Origin of the sequence: Cellulomonas sp. B6 (assembly GCF_001462455.1) — a bacterium.
GTDB lineage: Bacteria > Actinomycetota > Actinomycetes > Actinomycetales > Cellulomonadaceae > Cellulomonas.
The window spans coordinates 1-14,539 of the sequence record NZ_LNTD01000051.1 but is presented as its reverse complement, the minus strand read 5'-3'; the positions used below and the strand labels follow the sequence as shown (position 1 = coordinate 14,539).

17 protein-coding genes are annotated in these 14,539 nt (G+C 75.5%); 10 read left to right on the top strand and 7 right to left on the bottom strand.

All coding sequences use genetic code 11. The features are described 5' to 3' along the window. Positions 1–73: 73 nt before the first annotated feature. Positions 74–1,915: a cytochrome c biogenesis protein DipZ gene (locus tag ATM99_RS03650; protein ID WP_062101578.1), complete on the bottom strand. Its 1,842-nt coding sequence runs from the start codon at positions 1,913–1,915 to the stop codon at positions 74–76. A gap of 221 nt (positions 1,916–2,136) precedes the next feature. Here ATM99_RS03650 and ATM99_RS03645 point away from each other — a divergent pair, with 221 nt between their 5' ends. Next, complete coding sequence (locus ATM99_RS03645; RefSeq protein ID WP_062101577.1) at positions 2,137–2,814, top strand: fasciclin domain-containing protein; 678 nt, start codon at positions 2,137–2,139, stop codon at positions 2,812–2,814. 164 nt (positions 2,815–2,978) lie between these two features. Here ATM99_RS03645 and ATM99_RS03640 read toward each other — a convergent pair whose 3' ends face one another. After that, positions 2,979–3,968, bottom strand: a complete 990-nt coding sequence (locus ATM99_RS03640) for a GlxA family transcriptional regulator (RefSeq protein ID WP_062101576.1) — start codon at positions 3,966–3,968, stop codon at positions 2,979–2,981. Between the two features lie 93 nt (positions 3,969–4,061). Here ATM99_RS03640 and ATM99_RS19195 point away from each other — a divergent pair, with 93 nt between their 5' ends. The 3 genes from ATM99_RS19195 (at position 4,062) to ATM99_RS03630 (ending at position 5,488) form a co-directional block, all read left to right on the top strand. Continuing rightward, on the top strand, positions 4,062–4,232 hold the full coding sequence (locus ATM99_RS19195) for a hypothetical protein (protein WP_190278762.1): 171 nt from the start codon (positions 4,062–4,064) through the stop codon (positions 4,230–4,232). 124 nt (positions 4,233–4,356) lie between these two features. After that, positions 4,357–4,956, top strand: a complete 600-nt coding sequence (locus ATM99_RS03635; RefSeq protein WP_082659216.1) for a GDSL-type esterase/lipase family protein — start codon at positions 4,357–4,359, stop codon at positions 4,954–4,956. Then, complete coding sequence (locus ATM99_RS03630; protein ID WP_062101575.1) at positions 4,943–5,488, top strand: hypothetical protein; 546 nt, start codon at positions 4,943–4,945, stop codon at positions 5,486–5,488. Before ATM99_RS03635 ends, ATM99_RS03630 begins: the two co-directional genes overlap by 14 nt. A gap of 49 nt (positions 5,489–5,537) precedes the next feature. On the opposite strand, the gene ATM99_RS03625 is transcribed toward ATM99_RS03630, so the two are convergent. The 3 genes from ATM99_RS03625 to ATM99_RS03615 form a co-directional block, all read right to left on the bottom strand. Continuing rightward, on the bottom strand, positions 5,538–6,143 hold the full coding sequence (locus ATM99_RS03625; protein WP_062101574.1) for a PadR family transcriptional regulator: 606 nt from the start codon (positions 6,141–6,143) through the stop codon (positions 5,538–5,540). Then, positions 6,143–7,048: a DUF4097 family beta strand repeat-containing protein gene (locus ATM99_RS03620; protein WP_062101573.1), complete on the bottom strand. Its 906-nt coding sequence runs from the start codon at positions 7,046–7,048 to the stop codon at positions 6,143–6,145. Before ATM99_RS03620 ends, ATM99_RS03625 begins: the two co-directional genes overlap by 1 nt. Positions 7,049–7,136: 88 nt before the next feature. After that, positions 7,137–8,225, bottom strand: coding sequence for a type IV pilus twitching motility protein PilT (locus ATM99_RS03615; protein ID WP_062101572.1), 1,089 nt, complete (start codon positions 8,223–8,225; stop codon positions 7,137–7,139). Between the two features lie 129 nt (positions 8,226–8,354). Between ATM99_RS03615 and ATM99_RS19895 the strand changes: the two genes are divergently transcribed. Next, positions 8,355–8,429: a 50S ribosomal protein bL37 gene (locus ATM99_RS19895; protein WP_099052597.1), complete on the top strand. Its 75-nt coding sequence runs from the start codon at positions 8,355–8,357 to the stop codon at positions 8,427–8,429. Positions 8,430–8,508: 79 nt separating this feature from the next. Here ATM99_RS19895 and rsrA read toward each other — a convergent pair whose 3' ends face one another. Continuing rightward, a complete protein-coding gene (rsrA, locus tag ATM99_RS03610; RefSeq protein ID WP_062101571.1) occupies positions 8,509–8,838 on the bottom strand; it encodes a mycothiol system anti-sigma-R factor in 330 nt (109 codons plus the stop codon). Beyond that, positions 8,835–9,629, bottom strand: a complete 795-nt coding sequence (locus ATM99_RS03605; protein WP_062101570.1) for a sigma-70 family RNA polymerase sigma factor — start codon at positions 9,627–9,629, stop codon at positions 8,835–8,837. The genes rsrA and ATM99_RS03605 overlap by 4 nt, the downstream gene beginning before the upstream one ends. A 172-nt stretch (positions 9,630–9,801) precedes the next feature. Between ATM99_RS03605 and ATM99_RS03600 the strand changes: the two genes are divergently transcribed. The 5 genes from ATM99_RS03600 to ATM99_RS03580 all read left to right on the top strand — a co-directional run bounded on the left by ATM99_RS03600 (position 9,802) and on the right by ATM99_RS03580 (position 14,495). After that, entirely contained in the window at positions 9,802–10,353 is a 552-nt protein-coding gene (locus ATM99_RS03600) for a DoxX family membrane protein (RefSeq protein WP_062101591.1), read from the top strand. 35 nt (positions 10,354–10,388) lie between these two features. After that, entirely contained in the window at positions 10,389–11,726 is a 1,338-nt protein-coding gene (gene aroA / locus ATM99_RS03595) for a 3-phosphoshikimate 1-carboxyvinyltransferase (RefSeq protein ID WP_062101569.1), read from the top strand. Continuing rightward, positions 11,726–12,799 carry a ribosome small subunit-dependent GTPase A gene (gene rsgA / locus ATM99_RS03590; protein WP_062101568.1) on the top strand — a complete coding sequence of 358 codons (1,074 nt, stop codon included), beginning with the start codon at positions 11,726–11,728 and terminating at the stop codon, positions 12,797–12,799. Before aroA ends, rsgA begins: the two co-directional genes overlap by 1 nt. Before the next feature lie 108 nt (positions 12,800–12,907). Beyond that, positions 12,908–13,687 carry a histidinol-phosphatase gene (hisN, locus tag ATM99_RS03585; RefSeq protein WP_062101567.1) on the top strand — a complete coding sequence of 260 codons (780 nt, stop codon included), beginning with the start codon at positions 12,908–12,910 and terminating at the stop codon, positions 13,685–13,687. A 55-nt stretch (positions 13,688–13,742) separates the two neighbouring features. Then, positions 13,743–14,495 (top strand): class I SAM-dependent methyltransferase, encoded by a 753-nt coding sequence (locus ATM99_RS03580; protein ID WP_062101566.1) that lies wholly within the window; start codon positions 13,743–13,745, stop codon positions 14,493–14,495. Positions 14,496–14,539 lie beyond the last annotated feature (44 nt).

The window sequence follows — 14,539 nt, the reverse complement described above, 5'->3', positions numbered from 1 at the left end:
TCGTCCCCCGCGCGGACGCCCCGGCACCCCCTCCGGTGCCGGGGCGTCCGCGCGTGCGGGCGCGGCCCGCGGCTCACCCGAAGGTGAACGAGAACACCTGCACGCCGGGCGTCGCGCGCACCTCGACGGTCCCGGTCGTGAGGTCGGGCCGGGCGAGCAGCCGGTACGAGCGCGGCGGCCCCGACACCTGGTGCTCGACCTCGTCGACGACCGCCCCCGACGCGTCGCGCACGACCGCCGTCACCGTGCCCTCCCCGCCGACGACCGTGCGGACCTCGCTCGCCGAGAACCTCAGGTGCAGCGCCGCGTCCTCGCCCGCCGTCGCGCCCTGGTAGTCCGTGGTCCACGTCCCGTCGAGCGCGACGGTGTCGGCCGGCTGCTCGGTGGGCGCGGCGTAGGTGTGCTCGCCCTCGACGTACTCCCCGGCGACGTTGCTGCGCCTGCCGACCGACAGGAACGTCTCGGGCGTGATCTGCGCGCCGTCGGGCGTGCGGTCGTCGACCTGCGTGCGCGGCGGCAGCGTGACGCCCGGGTCCGCGGCCTGCAGGAGCTCGCGCACGAGGTCCTCGGTCACGTCGTAGCCGCCCTCGCCCTGGTGCACGTGCCGGACCTGCCCGTCCGCGTCGACGAGGTACGACGCGGGCCAGTACCGGTTCCGGTACGCGCTCCACGTGGCGTAGGAGTTGTCCTGCGCGACCGGGTAGGTGATGCCGAGGCGCCGCGCGCCGTCGACGACGTTGTCGGTCTCGCGCTCGAACGCGTACTCGGGCGTGTGCACGCCGACCACGACGAGCCCCGCGTCGCGGTACGCCTGCCACCACGCCTCGACGTGCGGCACCGACCGCTGGCAGTTGATGCAGGAGTAGGCCCAGAAGTCGAGCAGGACGACCTTGCCGCGCAGGTCCGCCATCGTGAGGTCCGCGCCGTCGGGCGTCTGCAGCCAGGTGTCGATGCCGCGCAGCTCGGGTGCGGGGCCGCAGTCCTCGAGCGTCGTCGCGCCCTGCGTGCAGCGGGACAGTCCCTCGTTCTCGGCCGTGACGACGCCGCCGAGGTCGAGCTGCTGCGTGACGCGCTCGTCGGCCGCGAGGCGCTGCTGCAGGCTGTCGGCCCAGCCCGGCAGCGCGCGCTGCAGCCCGTCGGTGAGGTTGAACGCGAGCGCGGCCGCGAGCGCGAGCATGACGGCCCCGCCCACGGCGCGCACGCGCCGCTGGTGCGTGCGCAGGAACGCGAGCCGCTCGGTCGCGCGGCGCCCGGCGAGCGCGAGCGCGAGCAGCGGCAGCGCGACGCCGATCGCGAACCCGATCGTCAGCGCGATCGTCGAGGCGTCGACGCGCCCGGTCGCGCCCGCGACGGTGACGGCCGCGAGCACGGGCCCCGCGCACGGCACGTACACGGCGCCCAGCCCCAGGCCGAGGACGAACGCACCCCGGTCCCGACCGGGCGCGCGCCGCGGCGCGAGGCGTGCGAACGGCCGCTCGACGACCTGCTCGAGCCGCGGCACCAGCAGGCCGAGCCCCATGACGACGAGCACCGCGATGCCCGCCCAGCGCAGCGTGTCACCCGGGAGCCCGAGCGCGTTGAGGACGACGGTGCCGGCCAGCGTCGCGAGCGAGAACGCGGTGACGAGCCCCGCGACGACGAGGTAGGGCCGCGCGCCGCGGGCCGGCGCGGGGGCCGGTGCCGCGTCGCCGCGCGTGAGCAGCGTCGGCTGCTCCAGCACGCCGACGCCGGCGGCGGCACCGCGCACGGGCGCGGCCGTCGTGGCACGGACGGGCGCCGCGCGGCCCCGGCCGGTGCGGGCCCCCTGCGCACCCGCGCTGAGCAGCACGACCGGGAGCACCGGGAGGATGCAGGGCGAGATCCCGGTCACCAGGCCGCCGACGAGTCCGACGAGCGTCACCACCACGAGGTCCATGCCGGGGGTTCGGCGCGGGGCGCCCCGTGGATGGGTCGGGACGGCGACGACCGTCGCGAGCAGGGCGCCCGGCCGGGCGCCCGGGCCGGGCCGTGCGGGCCCGCACGGGACCCGGCGGGAACTCGTCGACGATCCGACCCATCCACCCCGGGGCGCGGCTCCGAACCACGGGCGACGGCGGAGGACGAGAGGTCCTCCGCAGCACCCTGGAGGAGACGACCATGCAGATCTCGACCCGCACGCGCCTGTCCGCCGCGCTGCTGCTGACGACCGGCCTGGCACTCACCGCCTGCAGCTCGGGCGACGACACGGGCGCGGAGACGACGCCCGACGCGATGACCTCGATGGCGCCGACGCCGTCGGCCACCCCCGAGGACATGGCGACCGACGACGGCGACATGATGGCGTCCGGCCTCGTGGGCCCCGGCTGCGCCGACTACGCGGCGACGGTGCCGGACGGCGCCGGCTCGATCGAGGGCATGTCGACCGACCCGGTCGCCACGGCCGCGTCGAACAACCCGCTGCTGACCACGCTGACGGCTGCGGTCTCGGGCCAGCTCAACCCCGACGTGAACCTGGTCGACACGCTCAACGGCGGCGAGTTCACGGTGTTCGCGCCGGTCGACGAGGCGTTCGCGAAGATCGACCCGGCCACGATCGAGTCGCTCAAGACCGACGCAGCGACCCTGTCCTCGATCCTCACGTACCACGTGGTGGAGGGCCGGCTCTCGCCCGACCAGATCGCCGGCGAGCACACGACCGTGCAGGGCGGCACGGTCGACGTGACCGGTTCGGGCGACATGCTCAAGGTCAACGACGCGAACGTCGTCTGCGGTGGCGTGCAGACCGCCAACGCCACGGTGTACCTGATCGACGGCGTGCTGATGCCGACGATGTGACGCACCGCTGACCCGGTGCGGGGCGGATGCCAGGGCCCGCACCGCACCGCGGCCCCGGCGACCTCCGAGCGCCGTGCGGGCCGGGCGCCCCCGTCCTCCGCCGAGGACGGGGGCGTCGCCGCGTCCGTGCCCGGGCCGCTCGTCGCGGCGTCGGGCGCGCCGGCTCAGGCGGTGAGGGACGCCGCCTCGTCCGCGACGCCGTCGTCGCCGCACGCGAACTGACGTCGGTAGCTCAGCGGCGTGGTGCCGAGCGTGCGGGCGAAGTGGTGACGCAGCAGCGCCCCGGTGCCGAAGCCGCTGCGCCGCGCGACCTCGTCGACGGGGACGTCGGTGCGCTCGAGGAGCTCCTGCGCGCGGGCGACCCGCTGCCGGGCGACCCACGCGGCGGGCGTCGCGCCGGTCTCGGCGCGGAACCGGCGCGCGAACGTGCGCTCGGAGGTGAAGGCGCGGGCGGCGAGCGCGGGCACCGACAGGTCCTCGTCGAGGTGCTCGACCATCCACGCGAGCAGCGGCGCGAGCGTGTCGGCCTGCGGGGGCAGCGGGGTCTCGACGTACTGGGCCTGGCCGCCGTCGCGCTGCGGCGGCACGACCATGCGGCGCGCGACGCTCGCGGCGGCGGCCGCGCCGAGCTCACGGCGGACGAGGTGCAGGCACGCGTCGATGCCAGCGGCCGTGCCCGCACCCGTGATGACGCGGTCGTCCTCGACGAAGAGCACGTCGGGGTCGACGGTCGTGGCGGGGAAGCGCGCGGCGAGCGCGGCGGCGTGCATCCAGTGGGTCGTGCAGCGGCGACCGTCGAGCAGCCCGGCCTCCCCCAGGGCGAACGCGCCGCTGCAGATGCTCAGGAGCCACGCGCCGCGCGCGTGCGCGGCGCGCAGCGCGTCGAGGACGTCCTCGGGGAGGTCGGCGGGCGGCACGCCGTAGGCCGGCACGACGACGAGGTCGACGTCACGCGTGGCCTCCAGGCCGTGCTCGACGACGATCGAGAACCCCGACTTGGTCGGCAGCGTCGCACCGGCGCGCGGGCCGCAGACCCGGAAGTCGAACACCGGCCCGCCGGTGTCGGAGCGGTCGATGCCGAAGACCTCGCAGGCGGTGCCGAGCTCGAACGCGGCCGCGTTCGGCAGGGCGAGGACGGCGACGGAGCGGAGCACGCCTCTACCGTCGCACGCCGTTGGCAGAATCTCAATGCTCACTGTCGTTCCCGCCACTAGTGACGCGATGGCGATGGGCGGAGAGTTTCTGCCATGAACCTCGTCCTGCTCCTCGTCTCCCTGGCCGCCTTCACCGCGTGGGTCACCTGGCTCGTCGTGCTCGTCCGCCGCGACGGCCTCGGCCACCGCGAACCGCCCCGGTCGCACCACGACTGGGCGCAGGAGCCCGCTCCAGCACCCCGCACGCCCGCACGGACCCGCTGAGGCGCCGTCACGCGTGCCGCACGACACGTCCGACGTCCGCGGCGATGACCGCGCCCGGGACCGCCGGGCCTGCGAGACTGTCCGCAGCGCCGGACCGGCCGGCGCGGCAGCACGGGCAGGAGTGGTGGGCGTGGCTGAGCTGCGGCTCGCGGTCGTCGGTGACGAGCTGGTCGCCGGCGCGGGCGACCCGAAGGGCCTGGGCTGGGTCGGCCGGGTCACCGCGCGCACACCGCTGCCCGACCCCCCGACCGTCATGACGCTGGCCGTGCCGGGCGAGACCAGCACCGAGCTCGGCGGGCGGTGGGACGCCGAGGTCTCGCGCCGCCTGCACCCCGAGGCGGACAACCGCCTCGTCGTCGCGCTGGGACGCGCCGACGTCGCCGCGGGCCTGTCGCTCGCGCGCAGCCGGCTCAACCTCGCCAACGTCCTCGACGTCGCCGAGCAGCGGCGCATGCCCGCGTTCGTCGTCGGCCCGCCGCCCGGGGACCCGGCCGACGGCGACCAGCTCGCCGAGCTCTCGGCGGCGCTGGGCGACGTCGCCGCACGCCGCCGCGTCCCCTACGTCGACATGTACTCACCGCTCGCCGCGCACGACCAGTGGCTCGCGGACATGGCGGTCTCCCCTCGCCACCTGCCCGGCCAGGCCGGGTACGGCCTCATGGCCTGGCTCGTGCTGCACACCGGCTGGCACCAGTGGCTGGGCCTGCCGGATGACGTCGCCTGACCCCCTGCGCACCTCGGCGGACGCACCGCTCGACACCGCGACGGCGGCGGTCGTCGGCCCCCGGGGCGCTCTCAACGTCTGCGTGCGGGTCGCCGTCATCCTCCTGGTCCCGGCGGCGCTGCTGCTCGCGACGTTCGCGGCCCAGCTGCCCGCGCCCGACGACTGGGGCGTCGGCCCCGGGACCGCCGTGCGCCTCGTCGCGCTCGTCTACGTCGTCCACCTGCTCGCGACGTTCGCGTGCGGCTGGCCCGCCGGCGTCCTGACGGCCCACCTGGTGCGCCACCGGGGCTCCGAGGTCACCCACGTCATGGCCTTCGCGGCCTGCGGCGCGGTCCTCGGAGTCCTCGTCCCGGCGCTGCTGGTGCTGCTGTCCGGCCCGCCGCTGGGCGCCGGGCCGGGGTTCGGCACCGTTGCCGTGCTGGCGGTCGTGTACTGCCCCGTCGGCGCGATCGTCGCCGGACTGGCACGCGCCTGGGCCGGCCGCGCCGCCCGACGGCGGGCCCGGACGTCGCCGCCGAGCGTGACGGCCTGACCCGTCGGGCGCCGCCGCGTGCGGGCAGCGCCCGACGGTGCCGCGTCCGTCAGCGCAGCGTCGAGCGCATGGTGCGCAGGGCCGTGTCGAGCACCGTCCGCAGCGTCTCGACGGTGAGCTGGTCGACACCTCCGGCGGCGTCCGCCCGGCGCAGGTCGGCACGGACCTCGTCGGCGAACCGGCGCACGGCCGCCTCCGCCTCGACACGGCGCCCGTGCGACGCCGCGCGCTCCAGGTCGGGGGGCCCCGCCGACGGGACGGCGGCGTCGCGGGCCCGCTGCGCGGCCGACGCCAGGTCCGCCCGCAGGCCGCGCATGGCGGCACGCACGTCGTCCCGGACCTGCGTCGCGTGCGCGCGCACCGTCTCGGCGATCTCGGCCTCGAGGTGCGCGAGCTCGCCGCGCCGGTCGTCGAGCTCGGCGCGACCCGCGTCGGTCAGCGTGTACGTCGCCTTGCGGCCGTCGTCGGAGCGCTGCACGAGCCCCTCCTCCTCGAGCCGCGCGAGCCGGGGGTAGACCGTCCCGGCGCTCGGGCGGTAGGTGCCGCCGAACCTGTCGGTGAGCGCGGTGATGAGCTCGTAGCCGTGCCGTGGACCGTCCTCGAGGAGCGCGAGCAGGTAGAGCCGGAGCTGGCCGTGGGCGAAGACCTTGACCATCAGAGCGCCTCGTCCTGCACGGGCGCGTCCTGCACGGGAGCGTCCTGCACCGGGGCGTCCTCGACGGGTGCGTCCTGCACCGGCTCGTCGTGCGTCGGGTACGAGCGCAGCACGGTCACGTGCCCGGTCACGGTCGTGGCCGACAGGAACGTGCCGCCCTCTCCCGCGTCGACCTCCACGGTGCGCTGACCCGGCGACGACCCCTTGTGCTCCTGGCCGTCGACGACGAGCCGCCCGGAGACCGACTGCGCACGCGCACGCAGGCCCGCACCGGCGGGGATCCGCACCGTGAGGTCGCCCGAGACCGTGGTGACCGTGAGCGAGGAGGTGCCGGTGCCCACGTCGAGCGAGACCGCCCCCGAGACCGAGTTGCCCTGCACGAGCGTGAGCTGACCGGACGCCGACAGCTCGCCCGACACGGTGTTGAAGCGCAGGTCGCCGTCGAGGCCGCGCGCGACGACCTCGCCCGAGACGCTGTGCGTCGAAAGCCGCCCGCGCAGGTCGTCGACCACGACCGACCCCGAGACGGTGGACACCGACGCGTCCTGGCGCAGGCCCGCGACCAGGCCGTCCGCGCTGACGGTGCCGACCTTGGCCAGGACGTCGCTCGGGACGGCGACGTGGACGTCGGCGCGGTCCTTGTCCTGGAAGTTGCGGAACTTCTCGACGAAGCCCTCCCAGCCGCCCAGCGTGAAGCTGTACCCGATGCGCAGCTCGCCGTCGGACAGCGTGACCTCGAGCGGCCGGCCGTCGACGCGGTGCACCTCGATGCGCGCCCCACGAGCGCCGGGGTCGTCGTGCGCGACGACGTCGACGCGCCCCCCGACCAGCCCGACGCGCAGCGCGCGCAGGTCCTCGACCTCGATCACCTGCGGGCCGGCGACGACCCAGGACTCCGTCGACATGGTTCCTCCAACGAGATATGTCGTGTCGTGATGACACGCTATATCGCGTTCTCCCGCGCGGCAACCCCGCGGAGGTGCTGCGGGGGGCTCAGGCCACGACGCCCGCGGCGCGCAGCTCGACGGTCAGGTCGTGCGGGTTCGACGCCACGGACAGCGCCTCCTCGTACGTCACGACCGTGTCGCGGACCAGCGTGAACAGGTGCTGGTCGAACGTCTGCATCTTGTAGAAGTCGCCGTCCTTGATGAGGTCGGTCAGCGGCGGGTTGTCCTGCGGCTCGACGATCGCCTCGGCCGTCCGGCCCGTGTTGACCATGACCTCGATGACCGCCCGGCGCCCCGAGGTGTCGGCGCGCCGGACCAGCCGCTGCGAGACGATCCCCCGCAGCGTCTGCGCGAGCGCGATGCGCACCTGCTTCTGCTCGTGCGGCGGGAAGAAGTCGACGATGCGGTTGACCGTCTCGGCCGCGTCGATCGTGTGCAGCGTCGAGAGCACCAGGTGCCCCGTCTCGGCCGCCGACAGCACCGCGCGCACCGTCTCGACGTCACGCATCTCGCCCACCAGGATCACGTCGGGGTCCTGACGCATCGCGGCGCGCAGCGCCACCGAGAAGTCCGCGGTGTCCTGACGGACCTCGCGCTGCGAGACGATCGCCTTCTTGTCCGAGTGCAGGACCTCGATCGGGTCCTCGATCGTGACGATGTTGACCTCGCGGTAGGAGTTGATCAGGTCGACCATCGCCGCGAGCGTCGTGGTCTTGCCCGCACCCGTGGGGCCCGTGACGATGACCAGCCCGCGCGGCTCGAGCGCCAGCTCCCCCACGACCTCGGGCAGGCCGAGCTCGCCCAGCGCCTGCGCACCGATCGCGACGCGCCGGAACACCAGGCCGAACGTGCCGCGCGCCTGGTAGGCGTTGACGCGGAACCGCCCGACACCCGACAGCGAGTACGCGAAGTCCGCCTCCTTGGTCCTGCGGAAGTCCTCGACCATGTCGTCCGGCAGGACCTCCTCGAGCATGTGCTCGGTGTCCACGGGACGCAGCTCGGGGGCCTGCAGCTTGCGCAGCCGCCCGTCGACCCGCACGCGCGGCGCCGAGCCGACCTTGCAGTGCAGGTCCGACCCGCCCGTGCTGGCGAGGGCGTGCAGGAACGGGACCACGGACTGGGGCTGCTGGCTCACCCGGGGGATATCGGGATCGTGGCGCCCGCACTTGAGCGGCGCGAGCGGCGCACGGTGTGTGGGACCATGGTGCGACATCCCCGGTGCGCGCCCCCGTCGGCGTGCGCCGCGACCCGAGGAGAACCAGCGATGAGCAAGCGTGGCCGCAAGCGTCGCTCCCGCAAGGGGAACGCCGCCAACCACGGCAAGCGTCCCAACGCCTGAGCGTTCGACGCCGTGACGTCACGAGGGCCCCGGAGCATCGGCTCCGGGGCCCTCGTGCGTGCTGGCGGACGGCGCCCGGTCAGGAGTCCTGGCCGGACGCGGCACGCAGCCGCAGCACCGTGATCTGCTCGTAGATCCGCAGCCGCAGGGTCGCGGGCGCCTCCTCCTGGCAGCAGCGCTTGACGAGCTGCTTCATGACGAGCTCGATCTGCTCCTCCTCGAGGCACTCGGAGCACTCGTGCAGGTGCGCCTCGACCCGGTCGCGGTCGAGGACCCCCAGCTCGGAGTCCACGTACTCCCACAGCCGTTCGACGGCCTCGTCGCACCCGCACGGCGAGCCCGGTGCGGCACGACGGACGTCGAGCGCCGGGTCGGTCCCCTCGGCGGGCGCACCCTGGTCCGCGCTCACCGCGCACCGCCGGCGGTGAGGCCGCGCTCGCGCGCGTAGTCCGACAGCAGGTCGCGCAGCTGCGCGCGACCGCGGTGCAGCCGGGACATCACCGTCCCGATCGGCGTGCCCATGATCTCGGCGATCTCCTTGTACGCGAAGCCCTCGACGTCCGCGAGGTACACGGCGATGCGGAAGTCCTCGGGGATCTGCTGCAGCGCGTCCTTGACGTCCGAGTCGGGCAGGTGGTCCAGCGCGTCGGCCTCGGCCGAGCGCAGGCCCCGCGACGTGTGCGACTCGGCGCGCGCGAGCTGCCAGTCCTCGATCTCCTCCGACCGCGACTGCTGCGGCTCACGCTGCTTCTTGCGGTAGGAGTTGATGTACGTGTTGGTGAGGATCCGGTAGAGCCACGCCTTGAGGTTCGTGCCCGGCCGGTACTGGTGGAACGCGGCGAACGCCTTGGTGAAGGTCTCCTGGACGAGGTCCTCGGCGTCGGCGGGGTTGCGCGTCATGCGCAGCGCGGCGCCGTAGAGCTGGTCCAGGTGGACCAGCGCCTCGGCCTCGAACCGGTCGCTGCGGGCAGCGTCGTCCTCGCCGGCCGGGGCACGCGTGGTGCCCCCGTCGTCGAGGCCCGTGTCGTCGAGGCCCGCAGGGCTCTCAGGGTGCTCGCTCATCGTCCACGAGCCTAGTGCTCCGACCTGGACGTCACCTGTGGACGCGGGCACGCCCCAGGGTGTGACGACCGGCACGCCCCCGCCGACGGCGGCGGCGGTCGGGGCGGGGGCCTGGGGGGTGGCGACAGCACAGCTCATGCACCCCCCAACAGCGTCGCGCCGCGCGCGCATTCCCGACGTCGCGAGGCGCACGCCACCCGCGCGTCGCGCGCCGCGCACGGTCCCGGCGGGTGGGCGCGCCCACGGCGCGGCACGGCACTACCGTGGGTGGCACCGCCCGCCCGCGGTGGAGGTCCCCGAGGAGGAGCCCGTGCTGCTGCGCCGTATCGCCCGACCCCTGTTCGCCTCGTGGTTCGTGAGCCAGGGGGTGGACGCGCTGCGGCACCCCTCCGCGCACGCGCAGGTCGTGCGCGACGGCGTCGACGGCCTGCGCACGCGCGTGCCCGCCGCCGCGCACGACCGGGTTCCCGCCCCGGTCGCGCGCGTCCTGACGGGTGAGGTCACCGACAAGGAGCTCGCGACGCTCGCGCAGGCGCACGGCGCCGCGATGCTCGTGGCCGGCGCGATGCTGGCCGTGGGACGCGCGCCGCGTGCGGCCGCTCTCGCGCTGGCCGGGCTGACGCTGCCGATCGTGCTCGTCAACCTGCCCGTCGGGGCCAAGGCCGCGCTGACGAAGGACGAGAGGCGGGCACGCTCCGAGCGGTTCGTGCGCGCGCTGTCGTTCACCGGGGGCGCCGTGCTGGCCGGGGTCGACCTGGAGGGTCGCCCGGGGGTGTCGTGGCGCGTGCAGCACGCACGCACGGACCGCGCCGCGCTCAAGGCGGCGCGCGCCGCCGAGGCCGCCAAGCACGTGGACGACTGAGGAGGTCGTCCCACGTCGCCGCTAGCCTGGCGGGCATGACGAGCCTGCACGCCGACCCGTGGTCCGCCCCCGTCGCCGACGGGGCTCTCGACGCGACGGTCGCGGTGCCGGGCTCGAAGTCGCTGAGCAACCGCTACCTCGTGCTCGCGGCGCTCGCCGACGGCCCGAGCACGCTGCGCTCGCTGCTCGTGTCGCGGGACACGCGTCTCATGGCCGCCGCGCTCGAGACGATGGGCGTCACGGTCGACCTGGGTGCCGACGCGGCACGGGTCACCCCGGGAGCGCTGCGCGGGCACGTCACGGTCGACTGCGGACTCGCCGGCACCGTCATGCGCTTCCTGCCCCCCGTCGCGGCCCTGGCCGACGGCCCCGTCCACTTCACGGGCGACGTCGAGGCGCTCGCGCGCCCGATGGGCCCGCTGCTGCGGGGCCTGCGCGCGCTCGACGTGCGCGTCGACGACGAGGGCGAGCCCGGCCGCCTGCCGTTCACGGTGCAGGGTCGCGGCACGGTCCGCGGCGGCAGCGTCGACGTCGACGCGTCCGGCTCCAGCCAGTTCGTCTCGGGCCTGCTGCTCGCCGCGCCGCGGTTCGAGCAGGGGCTGACCGTCCGCCACACCGGCCGCACCCTGCCGAGCCTGCCGCACATCGAGATGACCGTCGCCGTGCTGCGTGCCGCGGGCGTCGTGGTCGACGACTCGCGTCCGGAGATCTGGCGCGTCGAGCCGGGAGCGGTCGCGGGGCGCGACGTCCAGGTCGAGCCCGATCTCTCGAACGCCGCGCCCTTCCTGTGCGCCGCGATGGTCGCGGGCGGGTCGGTGCGCGTGCCCGGGTGGCCCGCCCGCACCACGCAGCCCGGCGGTCTGCTGCCGGACATCCTCACGCGCATGGGCGCCGCGGCCTCGCTCGACGGCGACGTGCTCACCGTGACCGGCACGGGCGAGGTCCGCGGCGTGGACCTCGACCTGCGGGCCGCGGGCGAGCTCGCGCCCACGATCGCCGCGCTCGCCGCGCTGGCGGACTCCCCCACGCGGCTGCGCGGGATCGCGCACCTGCGCGGCCACGAGACCGACCGGCTCGCGGCGCTCGCGGCCGAGATCACGCGCCTGGGCGGCCAGGCCGAGCAGACGTCCGACGGCCTCGTGATCACGCCGCGGCCGCTGCGGGGCGGCACCTGGCGCACGTACGCCGACCACCGGATGGCGACCGCGGGGGCGCTCGTGGGCCTGCGCGTGCCGGGCGTCGAGGTCGAGGACGTCGAGACGACCGCCAAGACGCTGCCCGGGTTCACCGACCTGTGGGCCGGCATGCTCGCGGGCGACGGCACCGGCGAGGACGCGGCACGCGAGCGCACGACGACGGGGCCGGCGGCCTGATGGCGCAGCGGCGCTACGACGAGCGGGACGTGCGGATCCGTCCCGGCCGCGGCTCGCGCCCCCGCACCAAGCAGCGCCCCGAGCACGCCGACGCGCTGACCGCGATGGTCGTCGCGGTCGACCGGGGGCGCTACACCGTGCTCGTCGACCCCGGCGGCCCGGACGAGACGCGCGTGCTGGCGATGAAGGCCCGCGAGCTCGGCCGCGACCGCGTGGTCCCGGGCGACCTCGTCGACGTCGTCGGCGACACGACGGGCGAGGACGGCACGCTCGCGCGCATCGTGCGGATCGGCGAGCGGCGCACGGTGCTGCGCCGCACGGCCGACGACACGGACCCGGTCGAGCGCGTGATCGTCGCGAACGCCGACCGGCTCGTGGTCGTCACCGCGCTGGCCGACCCGGAGCCGCGCACGCGCATGATCGACCGCTGCGTCGCCGCCGCGTACGACGCCGGCATGGAGGTGCTGCTCGCGCTGACGAAGGCCGACCTCGCGGACCCCGCCGAGCTCACGGCGCTGTACGCGCCGATCGGCGTCGAGGTCGTGGCGACGCGGCGCGTCACCGACCCCGCCACCGGTGAGACGACCATCGAGGGCCTGGACGCGCTGCGTGACGCGCTGCGCGGCGAGATCTCGGTGCTGGTCGGGCACTCGGGGGTCGGCAAGTCGACGCTCGTCAACGCGCTCGTGCCCGACGCGCGACGCGCGACGGGGGTCGTCAACGACGTCACCGGCCGCGGACGGCACACCTCGACGTCGGCGGTCGCGCTCGAGGTGCCCGACGTGGGCGCACCGACCTGGGTGATCGACACGCCGGGCGTGCGGTCGTTCGGGCTCGCGCACGTGGACCCCGCGCACCTGCTGCACGCGTTCGCGGACCTCGACGAGGTCGCGCGCGAGTGCCCGCGCGGCTGCACGCACCTGGCCGACGCACCCGACTGCGCGCTCGACGAGTGGGTCGACGCCGCCGAGGACGACGCGACCCGCGCCGCGCGGGCCGCGCGCCTGGACTCGTTCCGACGGCTGCTGGTGAGCCGCCTGGGCACCGCCGACGCGGACGACCAGCGCGCCTGAGCCTCCGCACCGCGGACCCTCCCCCACCCGCGCGCCACCCTTGGGTAGGTTGACGCGCGGGCGGACCACCCGACGTGGTCGGGCCCGGGGACCGACGAGGGAGCGACGATGGCGTACGACGACGACCTGCGGCTCGCGCACGTGATCGCCGACCAGGTCGACGCGCTGACGATGTCACGGTTCAAGGCGATGGACCTGCAGGTCGAGACGAAGCCCGACCTCACGCCCGTCTCGGACGCCGACCGCGCCGCCGAGGACCTCGTGCGCGCGCAGCTGTCGCGCGCGCGTCCGCGCGACGCGGTGCACGGCGAGGAGCGGCACGACACGGGCCACGGCCCGCGCCGGTGGGTGGTCGACCCGATCGACGGGACGAAGAACTTCGTGCGCGGCGTGCCGGTGTGGGCCACGCTGCTGGCGCTCATGGACGGCGACGAGGTCGTGGTCGGCGTGGTGTCCGCCCCGGCCCTGGGCCGGCGCTGGTGGGCCGCCCGGGGCACGGGCGCCTGGACGGGGCGCTCGCTCGCGGCGGCCACGCGCCTGCACGTGTCGAAGGTCGCGACGCTCGAGGACGCGTCGTTCTCGTACTCGAGCCTCACCGGCTGGGAGGAGCACGGCCGCCTCCCGCAGTTCATGGACCTGCAGCGGCGCGTGTGGCGCACGCGCGCGTACGGCGACTTCTGGTCGTACGTGCTGGTCGCCGAAGGCGCGGTCGACGTCGCCGCGGAGCCCGAGCTCGAGCTGTACGACATGGCCGCGCTCGTGCCCGTCGTCACCGAGGCGGGCGGACGGTTCACGTCGCTGCGCGGCGTCGACGGCCCGCACGGCGGCGACGCGCTGGTGACCAACGGCCTGCTGCACGACGACGCCCTGGCGGCGTTCACCCCCTGACCCGTCGGACCCGCCGCAGGGGTTCCCCCGCACCGCTGACCCGCGAGGAGGCACCGTGACCGGCAGCAGGGACGACCGGCACGCCGCGCACGCAGCGTCCTTCACGCACCACGCCGACGAGTACGCGGCGGTCCGCCCGGGCTACCCGCCCGCGGCCGTCGACCTGCTCGCACCCGCAGGGGCCCGCGACGTGCTCGACCTCGCGGCGGGCACCGGCAAGCTCACGGCCGCGCTCGTGGCACGTGGGCTGCGGGTCGTCGCGGTGGAGCCCGCGGCGGGCATGCGCGAGCAGCTCGCGGCCGCGCTGCCCGGCGTCGAGCTGCACGACGGCAGCGCCGAGGCGATCCCGCTGCCGGACGCGTCGGTCGACGTCGTGACCGTCGCGCAGGCGTGGCACTGGTTCGACGAGCCCGTCGCGGCCGCCGAGGTCGCGCGCGTGCTGCGCCCGGGAGGGACCCTCGGGATCGTCTGGAACGACCGCGACGAGAACGTGCCGTGGGTCGGCGCGTACGGCGCTCTGCTGCACGAGGCCGCGGGCCCGCAGCTCGCGCGCGACACGCACCCGACGCCCGGCGACGCGTTCACGGACGTCCTGCGCACCGACGTGCGCTGGGACCACGTGCTGACGCCCGACGAGCTCGTGCGCCTCGCCGCCACACGTTCGTACGCGATCGTGCTGCCGCCCGACGAGCGCGCTGCCCTGCTCGACCGCGTCCGCACGCTCGTCACGACCCACCCCGACCTGGCCGGCCGCCCCCGCGTCCCGGTCCCCTACGTGACCCGCGTCTACACGGCCCGCCGCCGCTGACGCCGGCCGACCCGGCACCGACACCCGCGCCGACGCGGCGTGAA

Excerpts from the sequence above, each read along its gene's own strand:
- ATM99_RS03605 (WP_062101570.1), bottom strand. The coding sequence starts at position 9,629 with ATGAGCTGTGCTGTCGCCACCCCCCAGGCCCCCGCCCCGACCGCCGCC.
- ATM99_RS03645 (WP_062101577.1), top strand. The coding sequence starts at position 2,137 with ATGCAGATCTCGACCCGCACGCGCCTGTCCGCCGCGCTGCTGCTGACG.
- ATM99_RS03620 (WP_062101573.1), bottom strand. The coding sequence starts at position 7,048 with ATGTCGACGGAGTCCTGGGTCGTCGCCGGCCCGCAGGTGATCGAGGTC.
- ATM99_RS03630 (WP_062101575.1), top strand. The coding sequence starts at position 4,943 with ATGACGTCGCCTGACCCCCTGCGCACCTCGGCGGACGCACCGCTCGAC.
- ATM99_RS03650 (WP_062101578.1), bottom strand. The coding sequence starts at position 1,915 with ATGGACCTCGTGGTGGTGACGCTCGTCGGACTCGTCGGCGGCCTGGTG.
- hisN (WP_062101567.1), top strand. The coding sequence starts at position 12,908 with ATGGCGTACGACGACGACCTGCGGCTCGCGCACGTGATCGCCGACCAG.
- ATM99_RS19195 (WP_190278762.1), top strand. The coding sequence starts at position 4,062 with ATGAACCTCGTCCTGCTCCTCGTCTCCCTGGCCGCCTTCACCGCGTGG.
- aroA (WP_062101569.1), top strand. The coding sequence starts at position 10,389 with ATGACGAGCCTGCACGCCGACCCGTGGTCCGCCCCCGTCGCCGACGGG.
- ATM99_RS03625 (WP_062101574.1), bottom strand. The coding sequence starts at position 6,143 with ATGGTCAAGGTCTTCGCCCACGGCCAGCTCCGGCTCTACCTGCTCGCG.
- rsgA (WP_062101568.1), top strand. The coding sequence starts at position 11,726 with ATGGCGCAGCGGCGCTACGACGAGCGGGACGTGCGGATCCGTCCCGGC.